The sequence below is a fragment of the Microbulbifer variabilis genome (assembly GCF_056232115.1).
Window position 1 is genome coordinate 702707 of the sequence record NZ_CP174325.1, and the last position, 25026, is coordinate 727732.

Below are 25026 nucleotides of genomic sequence, written 5' to 3' on the forward strand. Positions count from 1 at the left end.
GCCGCCAGCTCTGTTCTGTATGCAACGCGCGAATAATTCCTGATGTCAGCTATATTGGTGCCGGCCAGCGAAATTCAAGGCCGTTCCACTCATTTGCCGTTACGGGGCCTTACTAACCACAACCATGGCCGGGCGAACCAAACGACCGTTGAGGCGATAGCCTTTTTGAAACACCTCTAGAACCGTATTCGGCTCCACCTCCCCGTTGGGTACCTGGGTCATTGCCTGGTGCAACTCCGGGTCAAACGGCTCGCCAGCCGGATCAACTACTTCCACAGAATTTTTCGCCAGGGTATCGACGAAAGACTTGTGGGTAAGCTCAATACCTTCCACCAATGCCTTATTGGATTCATCAGCGTTATCGATGGTAGAAAGTGCCCGTTCCAGGTTGTCCACAACCGGTAACAAATCCTGCAACAATTTCTCTACAGCAAACTTGCGTGCACGATCGATATCCTGCTGGGCGCGGCGGCGGGCATTCTGCTCCTCCGCCTGGGCGCGCAGGGCGATATCCTTCTGCACAACCAGCTGTTCCTGCAGCTTGATAATTTCATCGTGCAGCGCATCGGCACTTTCGGCTTCTTCGTGCAAAGCCTCTTCAGCCTGCTGGCGCTCCGCTGTGGAGGGGTCTTCTATCTCCGCGGAAACCGCCTCGTCTGTAGCTGTTCTGTGCTCGTCCGCCAGCGCTTCCGGCTGCACTCCCTCTGTGATCTGATCTTCTTCGCTGCGCTCTCTGGCCACTGCTTTCTCCGTCGCGTCGACTCTGTCAGTAATGAGTTGGGGCCCGTCCCGCGGGCTCTGGTGGCTATATGGGGCCATCCCCGTACAGTTCAAGTGGTTTTTTGCGCTAGCGCACAGTGACAGGGGAATCTGCGCTTGACGCTATAGCTAACCCAAGGTGAATACTGTATAAATAACCACTAATTGGGCATTCATACCCATCCATATAAAAGGACACAGAAGCGATCTCTATATGTTGCTGCACTTGTCTATCAGCCAATTCACCCTGGTGGACCAACTGGAGTTGGAGTTCGGTCCCGGTACCAGCACCCTCACCGGCGAGACCGGCGCGGGCAAATCCATCACTCTGGACGCATTGGGGCTCGCCCTGGGTGGTCGCGGCAGTGCCGAACTGGTGCGCACTGGGGCCAATCGCGCCGATATTAGTGCCACTTTTGATATCTCCGAGCACCCAGCAGCGGGCCCATGGCTCAAATCCCAGGAGTTGGATGCAGGACAGGAAGTTATCCTGCGCCGCACTATCGGCGCAGATGGACGCTCGCGGGCCTATATCAATGGCCAACCGGTTACCCTGCTGCAATTGCGCGCCCTGGGTGAGCAGCTGATCGACATTCACAGCCAGCACGAACATCAATCTTTACTGAAAAAGGACACTCACCGTCGCCTGCTGGACGAGTTTGCCCAAGTCCAGGAGCTGGCTGCTGAAACCCGCAGCCGCTACAAGACCTGGCAAGACCAATACCGCCGCTACCGCACCCTGGCCAACAGTGTTGAAGAGGCCGAGGCACGGCGCCACCTATTGCAGTACCAGCTCAAAGAGCTTGAGCAACTGGACTTGAGTGAGGGAGAAGTGGAAGCCCTGGAGAGTGAGCAGCGCCAGTTGGCCAATGCCGGTGAAATCCTAAGCGGCAGCTACCAACTGGCCGCCCTTCTGTCCGGCGGCGAAGGCGATATCGCCGAGCAAATTCACCGCGCCCTGCAACTGCTATCGGCCATGCCCGAGCAGGCACCGGCACTGGTGGAAGTGGCGCAAATGCTCGACAGCGCTCGCATTCAGGTGGATGAGGCTGCCGGCACTCTATCTCGGCATATCGACCGCTTTGAAATGGACCCCGAACGCCTGTCAGAAGTGGAGGAACGCCTCAGCGCTATTTACCAGGCAGCGCGCAAACACCGTGTACAACCCAAAGAACTGCCATCCCTGCAGCAACAGCTGCAAGAAGAACTGGACGATATAGGCTCCGCAGACGCCCTGGAGCGACTCGCAGCGGAATGTGAAAAACTGGAGCAGCAATTCCGCAAAACTGCAGGCAAGTTGAGCAAACTGCGGGCAAAGGCTGCCACAGCGCTTGCCCACGCAGTGAATCAACAACTGGGCGATCTGGCCATGCCCCATGCAAAGGTCGAACTGGCCCTGCAAACCCTGGACAAGCCCTGCAGCCATGGGCTCGAGGAGGTGGAAATCCTGATCTCCACCAATCCCGGCCAGCCCCCTCGGGCACTGGGTAAAATTGCCTCCGGCGGTGAACTTTCGCGAGTCAGCCTCGCGATCCAAGTGGTAACAGCACAGACTTCACGCACCCCCACACTGGTCTTCGATGAAGTGGATGTGGGCATCGGCGGTGCCACAGGTGATGTTGTGGGGCGCCTGCTACGCCAGCTGGGTGAGACCCGCAATGGCCGCACAGGCCAGGTAATCTGCGTTACCCACCTGGCACAGGTGGCAGCCAGGGCCCATCGCCAGTACCTGGTGGAAAAACACAGTGACGGTGAGCGGGCCTTTGTGGCTCTGCGCGAACTGCTAAACGGCGAGCGCCGTGAGGAAATCGCACGAATGCTCGGCGGTGCTCCCAGCACCCAATCCCTGGCCCACGCAGAAGAGATGCTCTCCAGGACCCACTAATGCAAGGCTGAGCCAAGCAGGTTCTACTTACCTGTTTGGCTGCCACCCCAGAACAGCCTGACCGCACAGACAGACAGAGGCATCCAAAATCCGGCTGTTGAGCAATGAAATCCCGCAGATCAATAAATAACCGCCATACAATCGGGCAAAATAGCCTGCTTGCGGGTGAGATATGCCGTTTTAGGACAAATTGACCAAATATGACTGGGTATGGCGGCAGAAGTCACCATATACTCAGCCGCTTGTTTAACTTTGTTTGAGTAGTATCGGCCGAGTTTATGCAGAGAACGATTTTTAACACCCCCATTGTCACGCCCCTGCTGCGCCAGGTAGCCAAACTGCTCCTGAAATTGCACGGCTGGCGCGTTAATGGCGACCAGCAGTCACTTAAGCTGAAAAAGTACGTATTGATTGGGGCTCCCCACACCACCAACTGGGACGGCTACTACTTTATTCTCGCCGCGCTCAAACTGAAGATGACCCCGCAGTGGATGGGCAAGGACAAACTGTTCAAGTTTCCCCTCGGCGGACCTATGCGCTGGTTTGGCGGTATCGCCGTAGATCGCAGCAAAGCCAATAACCTGGTGGATGCCACTGTTCGCCAGTTCAAACTGCGCAAAGAACTGGTCATCGCTATCCCACCCGAAGGGACACGCGCCGTAGCCGAGCGCTGGAAGTCTGGCTTTTACCATATTGCGCGCAGCGCCAAGGTGCCACTGGTATTGGGCTTTATCAATTTCTCTAAGAAAGAAGTGGGTATTGGCCCGATTGCCCAATTAGGGGAAAACCTGGAAGCCGAATTGGCCAAGTTGAGGGAGTTTTATGCGGACAAGATCGGCAAATTCCCGGAACTCTACACGCCGCCCTGCCAGCCACAGCAATAAGCAGGCAAGGGAATGGGTGCGGCGAAGGCCGCACCTGAAATAATCTACTTTTCTTTCGCTTTCACATAAAGCACCAGACTGTGGCCTGTTAGCTCATAGCCGTGCTCTTCGGCGATCTGGCGCTGCAGCTCTTCGATTTCCTCATTGTGGAATTCGATTACCTTACCGGTATCGGTACACACCATATGATCGTGGTGATCACCGCGATCCAGCTCAAATACAGAGTGGCCGCCATCAAAATTGTGGCGCACAACCAGGCCAGCGCTCTCAAACTGGGTCAAAACCCGGTAAACAGTAGCCAGGCCGACATCCTCACCCGCTTCCAACAGTAGCTTGTAGACATCTTCTGCACTCAGATGCTGCTCACTGGTGCTCTCCAGCAACTGTAGAATCTTAACCCGCGGCAGAGTGACCTTGAGGCCCGCTTTGCGCAATTCCTGGTTTTCGTTCGACATGAATAAATTTTTCCCGACAGGATTTTATGGATTGTCTTTACTTGTAACAGCCCGCTGCAGAGATCTATACCCGTATAAGACCTCAGAGTTCCGTCTGTCAGCGAACCAACTCTTCGGGTATTATCCCATGCCCTACGGAGTTAGCGGAACCCCGATCACTTCGACAGGGGCAAATCGCGCAAGCGGGGGAACTTTCCTCCTCTCACGGAGCCTATTTCGGTTAACCGTATAAAATTTGTGCGAGAGGTGCCGTGTGAAAGAACATCATAATGGAGCAATGAATGCCGTCTAGCCTGAGATTTATCGCCATCGCCAGTCTATGCGCCTTATTAGGTGCCTGCACACTGGTTAAGTTTCCCGGCGTACACCGCATCGAAATTCAACAGGGTAATATCATCACCCAGGAAATGGTGGACCAACTCAAGCCGGGCATGACCCGCCGCCAAGTGCAGTTTGTTCTGGGCACACCGCTTCTGGAAGACACCTACAACCCCAACCGCTGGGACTACGTCAATCGCATACGCGATAAGAAGGGCCAGTATACCCAGAAGCGCTTTAGCGTTTATTTTGATGAGGACTCACTGGTTTCTACCAGCGGTGACTGGAAGCCGGCGGGCTGGCCCTGAGTTCAGGGCCCCTCCGCATCCTTCTTTTTCTCAGCCAGACGCTTGGCCTTCTCGGCGCGCTGCTTGCGCGCCTCTTTCGGATCTGCAATGAGCGGCCGATATACCTCTACCCTGTCCCCTGGCTGCAATTCATAGCTTTCCGCAGGCGGTAGCCCCTTACTGCCGAGGGGCTGGGCAAATATTCCCATCTTGGCGCTGTCCGGATCTACCTCCGGATACTCATCTGGAATTCCCGAGCGAATCAAAGCTTCCCGCGCGGTAGTTCCCTGCTTTACCAATAAGCGCATCAGGCGTTGCTCGTGAGGCAGTGCATAAACCACCTCCACCGAAATCATCTTTTCTTCTGTCATTGGGGTTTCCCGTAAATCACTTCGGCACGCTCACACATTACTGCCACCATCTGGTTGGCCAGATCGCTGAAAAGCTTGCCGGCAGCGGCGGCGATCAAACGGCTTTTCAGGGAAAATGCCAGGGTGAAAGTCACCTTGCAGGCATTTTCAGAAAGCGGGGAAAATTGCCACTGGCCGGTAAATGATTCAAAGGGACCATCCACCAGTGTCAGGGTCATGCTTTGGGGTCGATCCAGTTTATTGCGGGTAACAAAGCTCTGGCGTATACCCGCGCGCGACAATTCCAGCCGCGCCTCCAATGTCTGTTCATCGCTATACAAAACCTCCGCCCCGCGACACCCCGGTAAAAACTGCGGGTAACTGGTCACATCATTGACCAGGTCAAACATTTGTTCTGCGCTGTACATCACCAACGCGCTGCGTTCAATTTCAGTCATTCCTGCTGCCTAAGCCAGTCCTTCGGGCACAATCGCCCAGGATCGTCGTCTGGCCGCTAATTTTGCCAGCCAGCGCTACTCAAGCAAGACAATTCCTGTAACAATCGCGTTTTTTGCCATCGGGACACCCCCAGTCTCGCTGGAATAACAAAAACGAAAGCTGTATCCGATAAAAAATAATAGCGAGAGTACTATGACCGCCGTGAGAGAGCATTTTGGGTCAAGGCTGGGCTTTATCCTGGCCGCTGCGGGTTCCGCAGTTGGAATTGGTAATTTGGTGGCATTTCCAGTGGCGGCCACCAAGAGCGGGGGGGGTGCCTTCCTGCTGGTTTACGCTCTCTTCGTTTTCCTGATCTGCCTGCCGGTTATGATGGCCGAACTTGCTATAGGGCGCCGCTCCGACAAAGACCCTGTCGGCGCCTACCGCCAACTCTCCAATGGCTCAAACCTGTGGCGTATTCCCGGATGGCTGGCCCTCGCTACACCTTTTATGATCGCGGTTTTCTATTTAGTGGTTACCGTGTGGGTACTCGGTTACTTAATTGAAACCGTCACCGGCAACCTGGCCACACTGGCAACACCAGATTTCTTTATTCACTTTATTAACACCCCTCAGGTATTTATTTACCTGGTGGTACTGATGCTGATCATCAATGCCATTCTCGCTATGGGGGTTAAAGACGGTATTGAACGCGCGGCAAAAACCCTGATGCCGATGCTGTTCGTTATGCTGCTGGGCCTGGTAATTTTTGTATTGACCCTGGATAACGCCATCCTTGGAGTGAAGTACTACCTGGTACCGGATTTCAGCAAGATCGACGGCAACGTGGTGAGTAAAGCCATGGCCCAGGCTTTCTTCTCGCTGTCTCTGGGTATGGGCATCATGATTACCTACGGCTCTTATATGAAAAAGCGGGACTCCATTCCCGGCTCTTCCCGTGCGGTAGCCATTACTGACACCCTGGTTGCATTTACTGCAGGCCTGCTGATCCTGCCGAGCATCTTCCACTTTAACCCGCAGATTGATCCCTCTGAATTGAGCGAGTCTTCCGCAGGCATGATCTTCCTGTTCCTGCCGAAGATCTTCCTCGCCCTGCAGGACAGCATCGGCTATTTCGGCGCAAGTGCCGTAGCTGCGATCTTCTTCTTCCTGGTTCTGGTAGCGGCAATCACTTCCCTGGTTTCCATTATTGAAGTGCCCATTGCCACCCTGCGCGACGAGCGCAATATGGAGCGTCAAAAGGCCATTTACGTTGTCGCCGGAATACAGTTTGTACTGGCCATCGCTTGCGCCGTTTCCTTTGGCATGGTCAACTGGCTTACTGAATTTGTACAGTTGGCCGGCGTCAACAAGTCCTTCTTCGATTTAGTGGAGATCATTTTCTACGACACCATCCTGCCCCTGAACGGCCTGCTGGTATGTCTGTTCGTGATCTACAAGTGGAAGAAAGCCAACTTTGACAAGGAGCTTCAGGAAGGCGATGCGGCCTTCGCCGGCTCCTTCTCACAAAAATACATAAACTTCTCCCTGGGCACCTTTATCCCACTGATACTGCTGTTGATCTTTATCAACACCGTGGCCCTGAAGTTTTTTGGACACAGTTTTATCTAGTCATTAGAAGTTTTCATGGCCAAGAAAAAGAAAGCGCAAACATCCAATACCATCGCCCTCAACAAGAAGGCCCGTCACGACTACTTCATTGAAGAGAAGTTTGAGGCGGGCGTTGAGATGCAGGGCTGGGAAGTGAAAAGCTGTCGTGAGGGCAAGGCCCAGCTCACCGACAGCTATGTCATTTTCAAAAATGGCGAAGCCTGGCTGCTGGGTTCCAATATCCAGCCGCTGCCCAGTGCCTCCACCCACTATGTCACCGAGCCCGACCGCACCCGTCGCCTGCTGCTCACCAAACGCGAGCTATCCAAGCTGATTGCCGCCGTGGAACAAAAGGGACACACCGTGGTGGCCACCGCCCTGTATTGGAAAGGTCATCTGGTCAAATGCGAAGTTTGCCTGGCCAAAGGTAAGGCTATGCATGACAAACGCGAAACCGAGAAAAAGCGCGATTGGAACCGCGAAAAGCAACGTCTGATGCGCGCGACGCACAAGTAGTGCACAGAGACAAATAAAAGAATAATTACGGGATTTATCATGAGTGCACCGCGAGGACAGTTCAGCTCGAATATTGGCTTTTTGATGGCCGCGGCGGGGTCCGCCGTGGGCCTCGGCAATATTTGGGGCTTCCCCACCAAAGCCGCCAGTAACGGCGGCGCCGCCTTTGTGGTGGCCTACCTGTTTTTGGCCTTTGCCCTCGCCTACCCGGCACTGATGGCCGAACTCACCATTGGCCGTTACGCACGGCGCAATATGGTACAGGCACTACGCGCTATCTCCACTGGTCCTGTGAGCCGCTTTTTCGGCAGCCTTACCGGCTTTGGCGGTATCCTGGTGGCCTCCCTGATTCTTAGCTTCTACGCCATTGTGGCCGGCTGGATGGTGGCACATCTGGCCGAGCCATTCGCCGCCCTGTTTGGTGCCCAGGAAGCCGCACAGTGGCTCACCGAAAACAGTACCCAGCGCAATCTGATCTTTACCGCAATTTTCAGTGGCCTCACCATGTTGATTATTGCCAGCGGTGTTGAGAAAGGTATCGAGCGCTGGTCCACCCTGCTGATGCCCTCCCTGATCATCCTGTTGCTACTTTTGATCGCCTATGTACTCACCCAGCCCGGCGCCTTTACCGGCCTGGAGGTGTACCTGATGCCGGACTTCAGTCACTTCACCCCGAAGCTGCTGATTTCCGCCATGGGCCAGGCTTTCTTCTCTCTGTCTCTGGGTGTAGGCACCATGCTGATCTATGGCTCTTACCTGAGCCAGCAGGAGAGCCTGCCGCGCCTCGGTGCCCTGGTCACCCTGATTGATGTTGGTATCGCCTTCACCGCCGGCCTGCTGATCCTGCCCGCCATGTATGTAGCCCAGGAAGCCGGCACCCAGATCTTCGCCGCTGACGGCGCCCTGATTGCCGGGCCCAACCTGATCCTGCAGGTACTGCCAGCACTGTTCGATACCATGGGCGAAGCTGGTGTATTCGTAGCCATTGCCTTCTTTGCCCTGATGGTGATTGCCTCCCTCACCTCCTCCATCTCTATGCTGGAAGTGCCGGTGGCTTTCTCGATTGAGAACCTGGGGATTCCACGCCGTATCGCCACCCCAGCGGTAGGCCTAGTCATATTCGCCATCAGCAGCACCATTATTTACAACTTCGACACCCTGTTTGGACTGGCAGTCAGTATCAGTACTGAATACGGGCAGCCCCTGCTTGGTATCGCCCTGTGTATCTTTGCAGGCTGGATCTGGCGCCGTGACCAGCTACTGGGTGAGCTGAAAAAAGGCCACGAGGATATTGAACACACCCTGTTCTGGAAGATCTGGCCCTGGTATGTGCGCATCGTATGCCCACTGTTGATCCTGGTAGCCTTCGCCCAGTCAATTATGTAATCACTCCTCATACCTGCCCCGGCCGCAGCCAGCCGGGGCTACCCTCCACTTTCCTAACACCGCACCAAAACACCCCCAAACAGCCAGCAAAACATCTAGCACGTAAAAACTTATTGCTGAGGCCAAGTTTGAGGTATACTTAGATGACACACGAGAGTGTTTCTTATCGGGGATGACTTGGATTCGACGCCGGTTACGAAACCTTGGGTGCATGCCGAGATGGCAGCGAATCTCGTAAATCCAAAGCTGTATTTTATTAGTTGCCAACGACGACAACTACGGTGCCCAACTCGCTGCGTAAGCAGCTTGTGAAGCGCTAACTAAGGGTTCGTCCCTTAGCAGTCTTCAGCAAGGTTCCAGTATCGCGCTGTAGACTGTTATACAGAACTGGATCGCCGCAAGCCATACCCGTGGGTAAGCGGTTAAACAACTTTCGGGATCGCCCTATACGTCCTGACCGCCGGGCTGTAATGGGTTAAATCAATAGACGGAGCTAAGCATGTAGAGCCTCTGGCAGAGTGCTGACGGACGCGGGTTCGACTCCCGCCATCTCCACCAAATTGCTGTCTCAGACAGCCCACGAAAGCCCCGCAAACCTAGAGTTTCCGGGGTTTTTGCTTATCTGGACCATCCCAGTTAATCTAAGCTAACCCGTCCAAATTCCATGGAAGGTGAGCTATGCCGCTGTCTGACACCAAGGTCCGCGCCCTCAAGCCCCGCGAGAAGAAGTACATCGAGTCCGATGAGAAAGGGCTGGCAATCGAAGTGACCCCGACCGGGGCCAAGCGCTGGGTATTCCGTTTCCGCCTTCACGGCAAACGCCCGGAGACGGCACTAGGGTTCTCGCCAGATATGAGCCCAAAATATGCCCGCGAATTTCGCGATGAAGCCCGACAGCGTGTTGCCGAAGGTATCGACCCTCGCGATATAAAACATGCCCGTAAGAAATCCGCCTAGAAAACCAGCCGCAACATCCTCACACTATAGCGAGACTTAAAACCCTATCTGGGTTAATGCCCCATTTCCGAGATAAGCCCACCTGAAGTTTGCCATCTGCTAACTGCCATAGACGAATACCATGGCACCCCCGTAGTAAAAGCAGCCCTAAAACTATCTTCCCCTCCTATTCTGATAAGAAGCCATCATTATCTTTCACGCGTAATGAGGGTACAAAAAGCTTTATTCCTGCGATTCCTTACCCAGTTTTTTTAGGGAGTATTATGACAAGTGATTAGTCAAACGCTTCGAAAGGTAATGCGGATATAATCCAGTATCGATTTATCTATCTACCAGAGGCAAATAGAGGAAAATGATTATGTGATTTTATAGTGTGCATTCAAGATAATTGACACCAAGGTACCGCTCATAAACTCAAATACTTAAGCTTTGTATGTGGCTATAGACAATAAATCCAGCCCTTTTTATGGACTCAAAAACTACTCCCATGCAAAGAAGCACTTTCCTGACTTACCATTACGGTAAAATTAACTAGTCGGCCCTAAAAAATGCCGTGAAGTCTTGTGACACTATGGTGATGTAGATATACCATATGGTACTGACCTCCTTGACCAACTTGATCCGTCAGATCCACTACTATTACTCTCAAAAGAAATCCCCTGGATAGATTTTGATCGCACTTTTGGGCACTTTTATTCTGACAAAAAAGGACACCCGAGCATTCCCATTCACCTCCTCATCAGTCTACTTATACTCAAGCATTGGAACATTTGAGTGACGGGAATGCTGTACTTCAATGGTAACGAACCCCCTACTATCAGTCCTTCTGTAGTTTAATATCTTTCCAGAATAAAGCCCCCTGCCCCATAGAATGGCTGCATTTTCGCAGCCGCATTGGCGAGTTCATTGTTGAAAAAAATTTCAAGATGTCGGTGCAACTCCATGCCAATCTTATTGAAGATAAAACCGTAAATATCGATACTAAAGTACAAGAGAAATTTATTTATTACTTACCCATCGGATGGTAAGCTCGCGATCAAATTTATTAACCGCCTTAATAAACTCGCTAAACACAACGGTACTCAGCAGCACCTAGCCTATGCCAAGGAAGAAAAAAAAATGCGACTTAAACTGCGTTTCTTTCACCATGTCAAGAAGCGTTCCAACGCAAAAAGAATCAGCAAAATGGCTGCGTACCATAACGGGTATTTTTTGCAGGAATTGAAAAGAAAATTACCTAAAAGTCTTTTACATCTGTCAGGGTGATTTTGCGCTGCGTGAGTGTATCTTGAAACAATATAAAATGATAAATACAAAATCTACAGCTTACACGAACCGCAAGTGTATTGTGTTGACAAGGGTAAAGATCATAAGCCATATGAGTATGGCAGCAAAGCTTCTATTGTCTCTACCGCGAAAGACGGCATTATTCTAATTGCTATGAATCACCACGAAAAAATTCACGATAGCAAGACCTTAGATGAAGTGATTAGCAAGGCTTATGAAGTCAGAGAATCCAAGATTGAAGGGGCCATATGGGATCGGGTCTATCGCGGGAAAGAAGATGGTCGAGGGTGCGAAAATAATTTTCGCCCAAACCTGCGTTGAAAAGGGATGATCGCTACCAGCGAGAAAAGAATCGGAAAAAATGTCGGCGTCGAGCGGCAATTGAGCCGTTAATTGGACACCTGAAATCTGATTTTCTTCTGTCAAGAAACTTCCTTAAAGGCACCGTGGGTGATGCGATCAGCCTTTTCAAGGCCGCATGCACCTGGAATTAAAAAAATGGATAGTTAAGGCTCTGGAAGCTTTTTATTTCGACCTAAAAAAAGCGCTTTCATCAATATTTTTAGCCTCAAATCCACACTCATTAACAATATGGCTCTTTTACTTACGCCTTGAAAGCTGAGTTTGGTACGAATTATCCCGTAATCCCACGCTGCCCGGTACTGGGGGTGGGTGTTTGTTTTTTTCAGGATCAACTACTTAAATAGGGGGTTTACTATGCGCGTAAAACCGATTCCGCAGTATCTAGCAGCAACCGTCTTGGTTGCGTTACTGCAATCCGCGGCAGCCGATCCGGGTGAAAAAGCTTCAGAGTCTCGTTCTCTGCAGTTGAGCGTGTCCCGCGAAGGTGCGTCTCAGTCGGAGCCCATCAGGCAAGCCTGGCCGGAGGTGGTCAGATATCGTGCAGATGAAGAGGTGCGTATTATCATCGAACTGCACGGGCCTTCGGCTGCGGAGCAGGCTGGCTTTCGTGCATCGGGCGCTATCGGCACACGGCGGGATATGCGCGCTTTCGTCGCCCGGCAGCAAGAGTTGGGCCTGCGCCAGCGGCAAATAGTCGCCAAACTTCAACAGCGCAAACTGATCACGAGCCACAACCACCGCTTTACTCGTGCAGTAAACGCCATCAGCGCAACCGCCAGGGTGGATCAGCTGCCCGCTATCGCCGCAATGCCGGAGGTACGCGCGGTAACGCGGGACCGGCAGGTACGCGCTTTTCAGGCCGGCAGTCTGCAACAAGTACGCGCGCCGGAAGTGTGGGCAATACGCGATGCGCAGGACAGAGCCGTGGAGGGACAAGGGACCAGCATCGCCATTATCGATACCGGTATCGATTACACACACGAAGACCTGGGCGGCTGTTTCGGCAACGGCTGCCGCGTGGTCGGCGGCTACGATTTCGTGAACGACGATAGCGATCCCATGGACGACGACTCTCACGGCACCATGGTAGCAGGGGTGGCCGCGGCGGTAGCGCCTGCTGCCAAGCTCTACGCCTACAAGGTACTGAACAACTATGGCTTTGGCAGCGAAAGCAACATCATCGCCGCCATTGAGGCCGCACTGGACCCGGACGGAAACCCGCAAACGGATGATGCGGTGGACGTGATCAATCTGAGCCTGGGCGGCGCGGGTGGCAACAACTCGGTTCTATCCGTCGCCGCCAATAATGCCATGCGCGCCGGTGTCGTGGTGGTCGCCGCCGCCGGCAACGACGGCCCCTTTCTCAACTCCATTGGCAGCCCCGGTTCCGCGGAGGAAATTGTCACCGTAGGTGCGGTAGATGGGGCGGGCAACCTGGCGGACTTCAGTTCCCGGGGCATGTTCGGTACCAGCCTGGACCTAAGCAGCAACAGCGTCAAGCCGGAGATGCTCGCGCCGGGCGTGGATATCACCAGTGCCAACCTGGGCGGCGGATTCCAAACTGGATCCGGTACTTCATTTGCCGCGCCCCATGTGGCAGGCGCCGCGGCGCTGCTGCGCCAGTTGCATCCGGAACTGACCAGCGCCGAAATCAAGGCGCTGCTGGTCAACCGCGCCTCGCAGGTGGACGGCAAACTGGCCGAGGTGGGCAACGGGCAGTTGGATGCCTTCGCGGCGGCGAGCGCTCGTTTTCTGGTCAGCCCGCCAACTCTCTATGCAGGGCACTTTGGACAGGGCGCTCACAGCCAGAGATCCCTGCAGGTGGCGATTAAAAACCTGAGCGCTCCTGCCGAATTCACAGTTGCTACCGGGGGTACTTTCCCCGCCGGCGCCGACTTGGATCTTTCCACCGATCAGTTCGAGTTGGAAGCGGGTGCGAGCAGAGCCGAACTCGTCGACCTGAATGTCGATCACGGTCAGGTGCCCTACCTCGAACCGCTTTACCTCACCTACGATTCGGCGCTTGAATACTCATCTGGCGAAGAGCGGGTGCGCCTGCCAGTAGCCTTCCATCGCGCGGAGATACTGGCCATGCGTGAATCCGAGGCGCCGGGGAAATTCTGGTCATATTACGCAGTGGTGTTCAATAAGAGCTGGTCTGCCTGGGGGAGCCTCTTCGATTTCGACGGTGCTGAACCGGTTCTGCATATGGCGGTGCGTGACGAGCCGATCAACATTCTGTTCGGTACGGACGTCTTTGCTGATGGAGAGCGGTATGACGTCTGGCAAGCATTTGAAAACCGGCACGTGTCCGATGGTGAATTGGTAGTACCTGCAAGGGTTCGGGGGGCTGGCATTCCCCCTCTGCAAACAGAAAGCGGCAAGACACTCCAGTTTGTGCAACAGGCCCTTGAGGTGACCCACCCCGAACTTCCCGGTTCAGCCATGTTCCAGAGGTACGGTGGGGATATACCGACCACAACCCTGCGTAACCTGCCTGACAGCTTCCGTGTCAACTATATGGGCCTGGCGAAGGAAGAGAACACGCACCCGCAGGACCGCAAGCTGTATATGGTTAAGCACGGCCAACAGGGCATGTCCGAAGACCTGCACTTCGATCTCAGCAATTCCGGCAGTACGCAATTGCTGATCGGCAATCCGTTCTGGAATCGGGAGGGTTATAACGTGGGTTACGGACTCAATACGTACGAGGCCGATCTCAACTTTTGGGAATCGAGCGAGATGACCCATAAATCGTCCCTGCTGACCCTGTATGGGCACGAGGAGGATATCGCCGCTTGGCCCACATTTTTGAATTTGCATGTACCCCTAGGGGACCAAGGGGAAGAATGGTGGACCACGGAGGCCCACAGCAACGAAATTTCCGTCGGCCGCACGGTCTACCGCAAACTGCGGCGTAGCGATGAGGACTTCACTATCCCCAAAGTAATACTGGAGCGGTCCAGTGGAATCATGCTTATGGGCCAGGGTCCCAGGTATTTTGCCGGGGGCCTGCGCAATGACGGCGGTGACCACCGCTTGCTTCCCAACCAAAACGGTCAGCTTACTTCGGGTTGGATAATGGACAGCTGGGGCAACGGCTACCGCCCGGAGTCCAGATACCGTGCCCTGTGCCTGCCCGTCGATAGTGAATTGAGCAGCAATGACTTTATTCCAGAGGACCTGTTCTTCGCCGGCAGCGAATGCACCTCGGTGCAGGTGGATTTCGAGTACACCACGTCTCTCGGTGAAGATGAATACACCTCCAGCGCCCGGGTGCAACTCAACAATCTGGACGGTGCCGCCGCGCCGCGTATCGCTATGCTGGAACTGCTGGATGACGGCGTGATTTCGCACTATGCGCGCCGCAACGCCAAGCTGTTTTTGTCCCTCGAAAGCCAGTTGCCGCTCAACTCTGTGACCACCGAGCTGGCGCTGGGCGGGGGTGACTGGTTGCCGCTGGAAACCGCACCGGTAGACGGTCGCTACGTTGCCCAGCTGCCCGAAGTGTCGGAATCCGCCGTCGCCGATCTGCGCATTGTCGCCACAGACAGTGCCGGCAACAGTATGCAGAACACGATTCGCGGCGCCTTCGTGCTGGGCTTGAATGCGGCAACGGTAGTGGATACCGATAATGACGGCACGGTGGACAGCGAAGATGCCCAGCCCTTTAACCCCCGGTTCCAGCAGGCACCAAGTTCAGGTGTGAAGTTTAATTCAGGTACTGCGGGCGATCGCGAGGCGAGCCCCGGCGAGGAGGATGTGGTGGTGCAGGTATTAAGCCTGAAGACGGACGTGGAGTCGGAACTCAACACCCTGACCTTACAGGCATCCGGCAGCGGGGACGATGGATTGGATATCGCCCGGGCAAAACTCTACCTGGACAACAACAATAACGGAAACCTGGATGAGGGCGACACCATACTTGCCAGCAGTAGGTTTCAAGCAGATGACGGCGAACTGACTTTCCAACTCGACCTGCCGGGACCGCTGGCGCTGGAGCCCGGCGAGAGCCATTTCATCGTCACTTACGATTTTGTGCAGTGAAGGAGCGCAAACTGATGAACGGGAAAAACTTCATACTTAAATCTGCGGTCCCCGCTCTGCTGTTATTAGCTCTGAGTGCTTGTGGCGGCGGTAGCGGCAGTTCGGGTAGCCCCAACAGCACAGACGGTTCTAGCAGCTCTAGCGGTTCCGGTGGTTCTGACGGTTCCGGTGGTTCTGACGGTTCCGGTGGTTCTGACGGTTCCGGTGGTTCTGACGGTTCCGGCGGTTCTGACGGTTCTGACGGTACCGGCGGTTCCGAATCTAAAACCTTCTCCAGCAGTATTACCGCCGTAAATATTAGCCGAAAGGACAGCGGCGATTTGCTGCCGGTATCTGGATTGCCTGCGGAAGGAGCAGAAATTACACTGAGCGAATGAATTACTTTTGTGTATAGGGAGCCTAAAGCCCTTTTTGCTACCTACGAGTAAACGCCAACTGTAGCGTTCCACTTTGGATTCTGTCGCAAACTTTGCGACAGAATCCAACAATAGTCACCCTAAGAGCCGTCCTTGGGCTTTGCACAAAAATATCTTCAGTTGCTTAGAGTTTCGCAATCTTTTCCTCATAGGTGGGGCAACCCCCAACTATTAAACTCTCTTCCCCCTTTCCGGGTAGCGGTCTTCCGCTGGTATTCCCCCTCCTCACAGGTAGTTAGTACCCCACAACCAAGGGGTTATTATTTCGTCAAACTCAAGTAGAACTTTTATCAAAGAAGGGCTTACCCTAATGTTGACACCTATAAAGGTTTTATTCGCGTCAGAACGGGGGCTTGGATACCCTAACTATTGAGCCAGGCTAACTCTCAGGAGCATCAGCCTGTTAGTATCCTATACAGCACACACCAGCACAAAAAAAGCCATCAGTTCCCGTAGTTCGCTCTATAGGAAAGGTTTATTGACGGGTAACCAAGTGCACGAAATATTTAATATAGCTTTATCAAAAAGTTAAGAGATATTTTCAACCGCCATCTCCTCCAAATCGAAAAAGGCCAACCGCAAAGTTGGCCTTTTTTTTCTGATCATACTCCAAGTATCATCAACTATAGCCGAGTAATGCAGCCTATAGGGATAGTCAGTTTCCAGGCAAGTCTGCCACTAAAAAATAGTACCCTTACTAATTAAATTTGTTTCAGAAACTGATCGGTAGTTAGTACTGCATGACCGAATGCTGGCCAATTAATATTTATGGTTGCTTCCATCTCCGCTTCACTAAAAGCAGCAATAGCATCAGAAATTAAAGTCGCATGGTAGCCAAGTTCAACAGCGTATCGACCGGTCGAATCTATACAGGTATTCGCACGATTTCCCGCAATTACTACTCTCTGTATTCCATGCTGCTTTAAGAGTAAATCTAGGTCCGTATTCGCAAATCCACTTGAGGTCCAATGTTCCTGTGCAATCAAGTCACCAACCTGAGGAGTGACATCTGGGTGAACTTCAGCACCAAAACTCCCCTTAATAAACACTTGATTATCTTTTATAGCTTGTTGTGCGGGGTTGAGGAATTTCCAGTTATCGTAGTCATCACCGGTACCTGCATGATGTAAGGCGTAAACGACTTGAATACCCGCATGACGACAAGCATCTGTGAGCTTCTTGAGATTGGCTATTGTTCCAGCCGTTTCAGCTGTACCCTTAGTCATTTCCCAGAGCTTCCCGCCTTCAGATAAGAACTCATTCAGTGGGTCAACGAGCAATAAGGCGGTTTCATTCACCGGATATTTTGACATCAGTGTCCCCTACTAGTTACTTCTTGAAGTATAGGATGCCTTTTTAGAGATATTCTTCCCTAAGAAAGCAAAGCTTTTGCCAATACTCGCTACTAAAAAGATGGCTTTCCACAGTCGAATAGAGGGTTGAAAGCACCCTCAAGGGAGAGAATACTCAGGTGTGGGCAAGTGTTAGCTATCGATGGCGCCATTACAGTATCTGCTCCGACAAGGCCAGCCTTACAAAGCCAACACAAGACGTAACAGGTTTCGTTAACTGGTGTGCGAAGCTAGGAGCTACTTTGATCAATTGGTAAGATTATTTGTGGGGTTTTGGAATGTATACACTCAGAAATCAAGTAAATACGGGCCTGAGGCCAACTTGTCAATTTCCGTCACCCGCCCCACCAAATCTAAAAGTGAAGAATGCGCTAACATATTCCCTACAGACTATGATTCATAGCATCCACAATAACTTAAACAGAGGATTGCCATGAATGAATCTAAACATGAAAATTTTATGCAGACAGCTATCGAGAAGGCACGTACAGGTTTAGCCGAAAGTGGAATTTTGATTGCTCTTCGAATCCCCTAAAGAGCAAATCAGACCTACCAGCTGACTACTATAGATAGACCTTGTAATAAGCAAATGAAATCAAAGAAAGATCAAGCTCAGCAGTAAGTATATCAGGTTCAAAATTACGCTTTACGGCTGGTTCATGCTCGCCAGAACCTCTTCAATGGCCGCTAGTACCTGTGGAAATTTTCTATACCCATCTGAAGCCAAAAAATGTCCCGAATCAGGAATCGATACAATTGTTGCCTGGAGCTGATCAGCCAACTCTTCTGTCAAATAAAATGGGACTATAGAGTCTTGTGGAGAACCAATCACAATTATCTTGCCCGCCGCCAATATCAATTTACTAAAATCCAAATCCGTTTGAGTAAAACCATCAAGCTGCGGCAGATTTGGAATATTAGAAATAAAGCCTGACACGAGTACAAGCCCAGCAATATGCTTCTCTTTTTTGAGAGAATTAAGATAGCTCAGTGTTGCAATGCAGCCAAGACTATGTGCGACAACGATACTATTACTATCGATCTTACCCAACTGATCTGAAAGTGTCTCCTGCCACTCTTCGGGGTTCGGAACCGATGGATTTGGTAGCGACAAAACTTCAGTAGTGATACCACGATCTTGAAGCTCATTTCTAAGCCAAGGAAACCAGTGATCATCTGGTGAACTCATATACCCATGAACAACTGTAATATTTAAATCCCTAACAATCGGGCCTGAGTGCACATAAGTAGATACTGAGATTAATATTGTGACAATCGTGATCCGAGAGAACAAGAACACTGAAAGACTTTTATAACATTTAAATTTCATTGAATTTTACTCTGCCATTACGTTTAAGCTACACTGTAAACCTTAACAGCACTGTCAGAGTCAACCATCAGAAGAGAAAAAATGCGCATTGGTGAACTTTCAAAAATTACTGGTATAAGTCAGAGAATGCTGAGATTTTACGAAACTGAAAAACTGATTACCCCTGCTCGGTCTAAAGCGGGGTATCGCGAATACTCAAAGGAAGATATAAAGCTGATAAAAAATATAAAAATATTAAATGAAAGCGGAATTAAATTAAAAACAATAAAAGAATTATTACCTTGTATAGAGAGCGAGCATTCAATCCCTCGATTTTATGGGTGCCCTGCCGTTAAAGCCTCACTACAAATTGAGTTAGAAAAACTTGATGAAAAAATAGTCCAGCTAACACAGAGTAGGAATGCATTAGCGCAGTATGTTGGCGACCTTCTACCAGACAGGGATTAGCTTTTTTCTTTTATCATTTAGACCAGAGTTATGCCGTTCCCCACCATGAATATCGTGCCACATCGCATTTTCACTCCCACCAGAAAGCCCAGTCTTATCTGGATCTTCAAAATCTGATAACAGCTTTTTGGCACGTTATTTAGCCCTCTCCTTCCTCCGCTTTTCATATCCAAGGGAGCGTTTTTGATCTGTCACACAATACTCATCCAGTAGCAATAACCTCGAGAGCTATGAATAAAGTCTTTGCTACTGCAATATTCCCGTAATTTTTCACCGAAAGGCTTCATTTAGAACATCCCAATAACGGCGCAAAAAATGCTATCAAACAAAAGACATCAACATTTTCCCTGATAATGCCTTCGACTTTGTTGGCTGGTGCCCTTTTGAAGAGTAACTTAGGGCGGGTGGCAATTTTCTAGTAGGCCTGATGTTCGATTGCCGCATCAAAGAGGGCTCGTGGTGTTATCCGGCCACTCGCCTTTTCAAAAAAATCAAACTAATGAAGATTACGGAGCATCATCATGGAAGAGACTCTCACACTCTCTCCCGACAGCCTGCAGCGCCAACTCAAAAAGCAAACCGCGTCCCTCACACTCTCTCCTGACGACCTGCAGCGCCTGCTAGGCAAGCAAGCCATACAATTAGATAGTTCGACCTCTCTCTCTTTCGAATTCACGCCAACACCTCAAACAGACCCACTGCGACGTGACCCCGTCCTTAGCAACCTATTGCAATATGAAGCTCGCATGCTCGAGTGGCTCGGTGAATCTGAGGGCAATGCACGCCAATTCGCGCTCGACCCAATTTCGACCTTTCAGCGGGTGTGCGATCCGCGCCCCGAGCTGGTCGAGGAGCTGCGCGGCCTGTTTGACCGAGAAGAGCCAAGCGACTTAATTGAAGAAGAAATTGAAGAGCAGCAAGGTCTTCAAGAAGTTGAATCCTCGCCAGACCCGGACCTTTCGCAAGGCTGGGACTTGATCAGTGCCTCGACCCAAGGAGCGGTCAACAATTGGATTAGCGAGCTCTTCGAAGGCGACTCCGGCCAATGGTCCTTCAGCGGAAGTGTCGGCAAGGGCCCCGCCAAGGTTCGCTACGAGTTCGCATTTGATTGTCCCGCCTTCATCGCTCCCGAAGACCAAAAGGCGACGCTCGACCTGCCCATCACAGGGTTCATCAAGTTCCCAGGTATCACAAGCAACATCGAAGATGCGCAGGGCCAAAGCCCCGGTCACGCCCGGCTCGTTCTTGACCTCGACAAAATGCAAGCCAGCGCCAGCATCAACCATTATGGGCAAGTCACCGTGACCATCAAGAAGCCCAACTGGGACATGATGGAACTTGACCTCAACGATATTCAACTTTCAAAGTCGATCAAGGGTCTCGACATTACCGACGCGATGAAAGGAGCAGTCGACCAACTCATCTCAAGTTTTGATTGGCCCATCAAGTACACGGTTGCTCAACACACCCCCCTGCCCGCCGGGAACCTGGATATCGGGGTGATGTATACAGCCTTTGATGGCGACTCCGACTCAAACCTGTTCGGACTTGGAATATGCCGTGGGAATCGCCAGCCAATAGACGCGCTTCTACCACAGACTATCCCTAGCAACTGTACATCGGCGCTCATCGTATCCAACGACATCATTTTGACTTCGGTGGCCGCGGCGATTGCTGAAGCAACGCCACTGACCTCATCGCAGCTGACGGTGACAGATACCTACCCCGAGAAAATGTACCTCAACACAGACGTCGAGGATGTGATTGAGGGTGCGCATATCAAAATCAAAGAAAATAACCTCCAAGCGGCGTTCAACAACGATGGCGATCTTGTTATCAGTGCCGACATCAGAGTCAAGCGTGGGGCCATGACCCTGTGGGTCTACCAAACCCTAAAGCTCTCTGCGACGATAAGCTTCAACGCCTACGACGATGTGCTCAACATTCAGGTGAAAACAAAAGCGAAGCTCCCTTTCTGGTGGGCATTCGTTCCGCTTGGCTGGGTCATTCAATTGATCATCTCAATTTTGAGTTCAAAGAAAGGGAGTGTCGACATCGCAATTCCCGGCTTCCAGGTCAAGAAGACGAATTCGCCCGCCTATCTCCAGGTTGGCGGTGACTGGGCCTATATGCCAATCAAGCTTCATTCCACCCCAATCGCGCCTCCAAATATTCAGATGATGCACATCAATCAGCAGCTGGATGAAAACGGCGGAAGGTTCCGGTTTGACTTCAGCAAATACGGCTCAGAAGTGACGAGCTTCATCGTTGCCGCCACCTACTGGTTCTTCAAGTACGAAGGAGGTACGGACCACCAGACTCAAACGCTGGGCCTGTCGCTCACCCAGGTCCACAACAAGAATGCCGTCCTCACCGTCACTCCAGACGCCACCTTGTTCGGCCAGAAGAAAGGTTTAAGCCCCTCAGACTCCCAATTGACATTGTCATGTATCGCAGTAGTCGACGGTCCTAAAGACGGTGTGATCCTACCGAGAACCATCACCGATATCCCCGATGAATCAACCAGCCCATACATCCCCCTCGATGAGCCAGAGGCTTATGCTGCCCTTGGAGGCTGGGCGTGCGAGTACCACAAGGACAACGACCCGAGCGAACCCCCAAAGTCACACCACGTTCGCACCATTGAGCTCGATGCAACCACCGCGGTTCCTAACAACTACGAAGTGGGTATCCAATCGACTGCACAGATGCATGATGACTCGGGCAACAATGCCATTGCATCGATTGATGGCAATCTCATTGAGCTGAGCAATAGCCCCCCTCTGATCGCAAAGTACGTGACAAACCTCCAAAACACGAGTGATGACGTGTATGTCGAGATGGGCCAACCCATAAGCGACGCAGCAGTGTTCCTCTCTGGCTATCGCGTCCACTACGACAGCAGTGACCACGACATCCGGCAAGTCGGCGGAGGTTCGGAAACCTATTCCACGTCAGGCTCGCAGGTCATACTGCACAATCCACACGCACTCATCGGCGACGGCGACTCGGGAAACAGCAAGCACACTCAAGAAAACAGCGAATCGCACGTGTCGTTCCTAATTATCGCAGTACCGGAGTAAATCGCGCGGTTGCTCAGGTGGCCATTACACGCCTGGGCAACCTATTCGTTACCAGAATCCCGCGACGGTGTGTACACGCTCCAGTCTTCTTTGGACGCCGCACCGTCAACGCCCCACGACAAACTGTAGTGGCGCGCAGTTTGTTAGTGAAAAGTAAGCGATGCACGAACTACTTACGATACTGAATACTGTGATTTATGTACCACTGACTTTGCAGCAGCGTTTGGACCCTTTGCCTTCAAAAAGCTTTATGGATACTCCATGATTTCTAGTGGGCAGGTACGGAAATAATATTTGAAATTTTTCTGTAGATTTATAGAGCGAAAGCCCCAAAAGTCGCCGAAGTCCTAGCGAAAAATAATGTGCCTGGAAAAGAACCCAAGCAAACGAACCTTTAATCAGAACTACCCTACTTTATCGACCAGCCACTTCATATTATTGAGATCGCGCGGTTTTTGATCAGTAAAATCAGGCACCTTGGTGTAAAGAACGCATAGAACAATACGCTATGCCCTATGCTTCAAGTACTCTTAACAAATTAAACAGAGTGTTGCCATGAATAAATCCAGGCATGAAACTTTTATGCAAGCAGCGATTGAGGAGGCACGTAAGGGTTTAGCTGCGGGAGGTGTCCCCATTGGTAGCGTAATCGTACTAAATGATGAAATTATCGGCAGGGGCCACAATCAGCGTATCCAACAGGATAGTGTGATCAAGCATGCTGAAATGGATGCATTGGAAAACACAGGGAGGTTGCGCGCTGCCGATTACCAAAAATGCACGCTTTATACGACTCTGTCACCCTGCTCAATGTGTAGTGGAGCCATTCGCCTATACGGCATTAAAAATATTATTATCGGTGAAAATAAAACTTTCCAGGGTGATGAATCATTACTCAAATCTGAAGGTGTAAGCTTGGTTGTTCTTAATAACCTTGAATGTATTGACATTATGAATCAATTCATTGAGCAACACCCTGAAATTTGGCATGAAGATATTGGCGAGTAAGAAACCATTAACTGCAAAGTGTCTTTATAGTGGCCAGCCTATAAACCAAATTATTAGAAAAGATTGACATTTCATTGAGTCTTTCGATGTTTACACTGTGGCTTTCAAGAATTCAATTGTGTTTGAGAAGCTACACGGCCTCCTACTCAGCACCAATCTGACACATTACTGGTCAGCCTGATAGTTGCTAAGCAGGCCCAATCGATGAAGGCTGCAACAGCCACCAGATATGGGCCCTAGCCTGAAGATACCTGAGGCACAACAACTATCCTAGATGGAAGTTTCAGCAGTAAGAGCAGCCCTAAAACTACCCCCTCTCCTATTCTGCCCCCCTGGAGAATTGGGAAAACTTGTGTGGACAGAAATCAGTTGGGGTGCCAAGCACATAGAGCTGCCCAGCGAAAAAGTGAAAATGGGCCAGCCACACATTATCCCTCTTGCTGAACAGGCTATTGCCTTACTGCAAGAACTGGAGCCGCTAACAGGCCATGGCAAATATGTTTTCCCATCAGCTCGAGGCCAGTGCCGTCCACTGTCTGATAACGGTGTGAGGGCTGCGCCCAGGTCATTGGGCTATGACAATGAAACCATGACCGCCCACGGCTGCCGTGCAATGGCCCGTACTCCATTAGACCGCGACACTCGGCAGATTTAATTTAGAATTCGCGTTTTCATCAAGGAAAAAATTGAATGTGGCACGTGCATCTCAAATCAGAGAGGTAGAACACATTCTTCAATGGATTTACGAGGATAAAAGGATATGTCTATCAACGAACATGCAACCAAGGTACAGGTGAGTCGACTGGTTAACACCGCTCTGGCAGCGATTAAGAATAAAGATCCGAGACTTGATCAGACTCTGGTCCACACCTTGGATCAACTCAGCTTAATAAGCCGGAACCTGAATACTGCCAAACATAACGTACAGCACTTTGGTGGAATGATGGCGAGCGGCGCTCATGGACAAAACGCCTACCGAGCCAATCAATCCATGAACTCGAAGCTTAGGACCCTCTCATCACTTGAAGCCTTCCTCGCAGAAGAATGGAAAAAGCTTGGTAAAGCAGTTGACGCTTTTAGGAAACAGCTACCATGGGACGGCAAGACCGAATTGGAACTCCTGGACATGCTTGCGGGAGAAATCGAATCGTTCGATAAATTACTTAAGAAAAACGTTATTCAGGTTCCAAAACACCAGTCCAATCCACATCAAACGATGACCCTTCAAAGAGAAATCACCCAATTAAAGGCAATACCCGCTCATACAGCGCCAAGTATGCTTGTCTTAATTTCCATCGGCCTTCGGTTATTTGCAATGTACGTCGGTTCTAAAAGAGTGACTAGCAATTGATAGTTTCGATTTCCCTTTTAGCAGTTCGCTAGGCGCTGAACGTTTTTCATCCGACAGGATCAATGCCTGTCGGAGCCATCTAAATAAGTGGGGGCAGATCAATAAGGACGGGCACTAATGCCTCTGGTGCGTATTTACTGGCCGGTGGATTAAGACAGGCGGTCTAGTACCGTGATCGAATATCGCTATCCAGAAGAGAAAACCGTTGCCCTGTTTTTTGCTGAATTACTGCAAGATACAGTGGCAATGGATATTTTAGAACGTGGATATGTAATCACTTCAGAAGAAGCCACTCATCTCAGTAAGTTCTTCTGGGCCATGGTTGAGAAATCCGCACAAGAGCCAGAGTTACCTTGCGAGGCCAGCTCTGAATACTGGCTAGAAAAGCTGTACAACAGTTTTGGCGGATACCTTTTCGAAAAGGGTTATGAGCAGCAGTGGGATGATGAAATTGATAATGCCTAAACTTCAACCTCAGAACCATATAATAATGAAA

Annotated in this window: 23 protein-coding genes and 1 other RNA gene; 18 read left to right on the forward strand and 6 right to left on the reverse strand. The window is 51.2% G+C overall.

All coding sequences use genetic code 11. The features are described 5' to 3' along the window. Positions 1-99: 99 nt before the first annotated feature. The gene (grpE, locus tag ACJJI7_RS03030; protein WP_282952480.1) at positions 100-741 is read right to left on the reverse strand and encodes a nucleotide exchange factor GrpE; all 642 of its coding nucleotides are present in this window, start codon (positions 739-741) and stop codon (positions 100-102) included. A 232-nt stretch (positions 742-973) separates the two neighbouring features. On the opposite strand from grpE, the gene recN reads away from it, so the two are divergent. Then, on the forward strand, positions 974-2644 hold the full coding sequence (gene recN / locus ACJJI7_RS03035) for a DNA repair protein RecN (protein WP_282952479.1): 1671 nt from the start codon (positions 974-976) through the stop codon (positions 2642-2644). A 278-nt stretch (positions 2645-2922) separates the two neighbouring features. After that, a complete protein-coding gene (locus ACJJI7_RS03040) occupies positions 2923-3528 on the forward strand; it encodes a 1-acyl-sn-glycerol-3-phosphate acyltransferase (RefSeq protein ID WP_020414627.1) in 606 nt (201 codons plus the stop codon). Between the two features lie 44 nt (positions 3529-3572). Here ACJJI7_RS03040 and fur read toward each other — a convergent pair whose 3' ends face one another. Then, a complete protein-coding gene (fur, locus tag ACJJI7_RS03045; protein WP_020414626.1) occupies positions 3573-3983 on the reverse strand; it encodes a ferric iron uptake transcriptional regulator in 411 nt (136 codons plus the stop codon). Positions 3984-4264: 281 nt separating this feature from the next. Here fur and ACJJI7_RS03050 point away from each other — a divergent pair, with 281 nt between their 5' ends. Beyond that, positions 4265-4609, forward strand: a complete 345-nt coding sequence (locus ACJJI7_RS03050) for an outer membrane protein assembly factor BamE (protein WP_020414625.1) — start codon at positions 4265-4267, stop codon at positions 4607-4609. 2 nt (positions 4610-4611) lie between these two features. Here the strand turns inward: ACJJI7_RS03050 and ACJJI7_RS03055 are convergent, their stop codons facing one another. Further along, the gene (locus ACJJI7_RS03055; protein WP_444900990.1) at positions 4612-4959 is read right to left on the reverse strand and encodes an RnfH family protein; all 348 of its coding nucleotides are present in this window, start codon (positions 4957-4959) and stop codon (positions 4612-4614) included. Continuing rightward, positions 4956-5396 (reverse strand): type II toxin-antitoxin system RatA family toxin, encoded by a 441-nt coding sequence (locus ACJJI7_RS03060; protein WP_444900989.1) that lies wholly within the window; start codon positions 5394-5396, stop codon positions 4956-4958. Before ACJJI7_RS03060 ends, ACJJI7_RS03055 begins: the two co-directional genes overlap by 4 nt. Positions 5397-5589: 193 nt before the next feature. Here ACJJI7_RS03060 and ACJJI7_RS03065 point away from each other — a divergent pair, with 193 nt between their 5' ends. The 9 genes from ACJJI7_RS03065 (at position 5590) to ACJJI7_RS03105 (ending at position 15920) form a co-directional block, all read left to right on the forward strand. Then, complete coding sequence (locus tag ACJJI7_RS03065) at positions 5590-7008, forward strand: sodium-dependent transporter (RefSeq protein ID WP_020414622.1); 1419 nt, start codon at positions 5590-5592, stop codon at positions 7006-7008. Positions 7009-7023: 15 nt separating this feature from the next. After that, positions 7024-7503 carry an SsrA-binding protein SmpB gene (gene smpB / locus ACJJI7_RS03070; protein ID WP_020414621.1) on the forward strand — a complete coding sequence of 160 codons (480 nt, stop codon included), beginning with the start codon at positions 7024-7026 and terminating at the stop codon, positions 7501-7503. A gap of 39 nt (positions 7504-7542) precedes the next feature. After that, positions 7543-8889, forward strand: a complete 1347-nt coding sequence (locus tag ACJJI7_RS03075) for a sodium-dependent transporter (RefSeq protein WP_282952477.1) — start codon at positions 7543-7545, stop codon at positions 8887-8889. A gap of 168 nt (positions 8890-9057) precedes the next feature. Then, positions 9058-9447: a transfer-messenger RNA gene (ssrA, locus tag ACJJI7_RS03080) on the forward strand. Between the two features lie 120 nt (positions 9448-9567). Further along, positions 9568-9846: an Arm DNA-binding domain-containing protein gene (locus ACJJI7_RS03085; protein ID WP_282952476.1), complete on the forward strand. Its 279-nt coding sequence runs from the start codon at positions 9568-9570 to the stop codon at positions 9844-9846. A 663-nt stretch (positions 9847-10509) separates the two neighbouring features. Then, complete coding sequence (locus tag ACJJI7_RS03090) at positions 10510-10620, forward strand: hypothetical protein (protein ID WP_475717129.1); 111 nt, start codon at positions 10510-10512, stop codon at positions 10618-10620. A 567-nt stretch (positions 10621-11187) separates the two neighbouring features. Next, positions 11188-11454 carry a hypothetical protein gene (locus ACJJI7_RS03095; protein WP_444900988.1) on the forward strand — a complete coding sequence of 89 codons (267 nt, stop codon included), beginning with the start codon at positions 11188-11190 and terminating at the stop codon, positions 11452-11454. Between the two features lie 396 nt (positions 11455-11850). Next, the gene (locus ACJJI7_RS03100; RefSeq protein WP_444900987.1) at positions 11851-15543 is read left to right on the forward strand and encodes a S8 family peptidase; all 3693 of its coding nucleotides are present in this window, start codon (positions 11851-11853) and stop codon (positions 15541-15543) included. A gap of 14 nt (positions 15544-15557) precedes the next feature. After that, the gene (locus tag ACJJI7_RS03105; protein WP_444900986.1) at positions 15558-15920 is read left to right on the forward strand and encodes a hypothetical protein; all 363 of its coding nucleotides are present in this window, start codon (positions 15558-15560) and stop codon (positions 15918-15920) included. 740 nt (positions 15921-16660) lie between these two features. On the opposite strand, the gene ACJJI7_RS03110 is transcribed toward ACJJI7_RS03105, so the two are convergent. Beyond that, positions 16661-17272 (reverse strand): cysteine hydrolase family protein, encoded by a 612-nt coding sequence (locus tag ACJJI7_RS03110; RefSeq protein WP_444900985.1) that lies wholly within the window; start codon positions 17270-17272, stop codon positions 16661-16663. 685 nt (positions 17273-17957) lie between these two features. Next, the gene (locus ACJJI7_RS03115) at positions 17958-18641 is read right to left on the reverse strand and encodes an RBBP9/YdeN family alpha/beta hydrolase (protein ID WP_444900983.1); all 684 of its coding nucleotides are present in this window, start codon (positions 18639-18641) and stop codon (positions 17958-17960) included. 81 nt (positions 18642-18722) lie between these two features. Here ACJJI7_RS03115 and ACJJI7_RS03120 point away from each other — a divergent pair, with 81 nt between their 5' ends. From ACJJI7_RS03120 to ACJJI7_RS03145, 6 genes are all read left to right on the forward strand, one after another. Continuing rightward, on the forward strand, positions 18723-19088 hold the full coding sequence (locus ACJJI7_RS03120) for a MerR family transcriptional regulator (RefSeq protein ID WP_444900982.1): 366 nt from the start codon (positions 18723-18725) through the stop codon (positions 19086-19088). Positions 19089-19609: 521 nt separating this feature from the next. Then, a complete protein-coding gene (locus ACJJI7_RS03125; RefSeq protein WP_444900981.1) occupies positions 19610-22171 on the forward strand; it encodes a hypothetical protein in 2562 nt (853 codons plus the stop codon). Between the two features lie 555 nt (positions 22172-22726). Then, positions 22727-23179, forward strand: coding sequence for a nucleoside deaminase (locus ACJJI7_RS03130; protein WP_020414604.1), 453 nt, complete (start codon positions 22727-22729; stop codon positions 23177-23179). A gap of 352 nt (positions 23180-23531) precedes the next feature. Then, positions 23532-23834, forward strand: a complete 303-nt coding sequence (locus ACJJI7_RS03135; RefSeq protein WP_020414603.1) for a tyrosine-type recombinase/integrase — start codon at positions 23532-23534, stop codon at positions 23832-23834. 105 nt (positions 23835-23939) lie between these two features. Further along, positions 23940-24530: a hypothetical protein gene (locus tag ACJJI7_RS03140; RefSeq protein ID WP_020414602.1), complete on the forward strand. Its 591-nt coding sequence runs from the start codon at positions 23940-23942 to the stop codon at positions 24528-24530. 171 nt (positions 24531-24701) lie between these two features. Then, a complete protein-coding gene (locus ACJJI7_RS03145; RefSeq protein WP_444900980.1) occupies positions 24702-24995 on the forward strand; it encodes a hypothetical protein in 294 nt (97 codons plus the stop codon). The last annotated feature ends 31 nt before the right edge of the window (positions 24996-25026 follow it).

Coding starts and splice junctions, on each gene's coding strand:
- smpB (WP_020414621.1), top strand. CDS start 7,024: ATGGCCAAGAAAAAGAAAGCGCAAACATCCAATACCATCGCCCTCAAC.
- recN (WP_282952479.1), top strand. CDS start 974: ATGTTGCTGCACTTGTCTATCAGCCAATTCACCCTGGTGGACCAACTG.
- ACJJI7_RS03140 (WP_020414602.1), top strand. CDS start 23,940: ATGTCTATCAACGAACATGCAACCAAGGTACAGGTGAGTCGACTGGTT.
- ACJJI7_RS03085 (WP_282952476.1), top strand. CDS start 9,568: ATGCCGCTGTCTGACACCAAGGTCCGCGCCCTCAAGCCCCGCGAGAAG.
- ACJJI7_RS03130 (WP_020414604.1), top strand. CDS start 22,727: ATGAATAAATCCAGGCATGAAACTTTTATGCAAGCAGCGATTGAGGAG.
- ACJJI7_RS03065 (WP_020414622.1), top strand. CDS start 5,590: ATGACCGCCGTGAGAGAGCATTTTGGGTCAAGGCTGGGCTTTATCCTG.
- ACJJI7_RS03055 (WP_444900990.1), bottom strand. CDS start 4,959: ATGACAGAAGAAAAGATGATTTCGGTGGAGGTGGTTTATGCACTGCCT.
- ACJJI7_RS03075 (WP_282952477.1), top strand. CDS start 7,543: ATGAGTGCACCGCGAGGACAGTTCAGCTCGAATATTGGCTTTTTGATG.
- ACJJI7_RS03110 (WP_444900985.1), bottom strand. CDS start 17,272: ATGTCAAAATATCCGGTGAATGAAACCGCCTTATTGCTCGTTGACCCA.
- ACJJI7_RS03105 (WP_444900986.1), top strand. CDS start 15,558: ATGAACGGGAAAAACTTCATACTTAAATCTGCGGTCCCCGCTCTGCTG.
- fur (WP_020414626.1), bottom strand. CDS start 3,983: ATGTCGAACGAAAACCAGGAATTGCGCAAAGCGGGCCTCAAGGTCACT.
- ACJJI7_RS03115 (WP_444900983.1), bottom strand. CDS start 18,641: ATGAAATTTAAATGTTATAAAAGTCTTTCAGTGTTCTTGTTCTCTCGG.
- ACJJI7_RS03050 (WP_020414625.1), top strand. CDS start 4,265: ATGCCGTCTAGCCTGAGATTTATCGCCATCGCCAGTCTATGCGCCTTA.
- ACJJI7_RS03040 (WP_020414627.1), top strand. CDS start 2,923: ATGCAGAGAACGATTTTTAACACCCCCATTGTCACGCCCCTGCTGCGC.
- ACJJI7_RS03060 (WP_444900989.1), bottom strand. CDS start 5,396: ATGACTGAAATTGAACGCAGCGCGTTGGTGATGTACAGCGCAGAACAA.
- ACJJI7_RS03120 (WP_444900982.1), top strand. CDS start 18,723: ATGCGCATTGGTGAACTTTCAAAAATTACTGGTATAAGTCAGAGAATG.
- ACJJI7_RS03100 (WP_444900987.1), top strand. CDS start 11,851: ATGCGCGTAAAACCGATTCCGCAGTATCTAGCAGCAACCGTCTTGGTT.
- ACJJI7_RS03125 (WP_444900981.1), top strand. CDS start 19,610: ATGGAAGAGACTCTCACACTCTCTCCCGACAGCCTGCAGCGCCAACTC.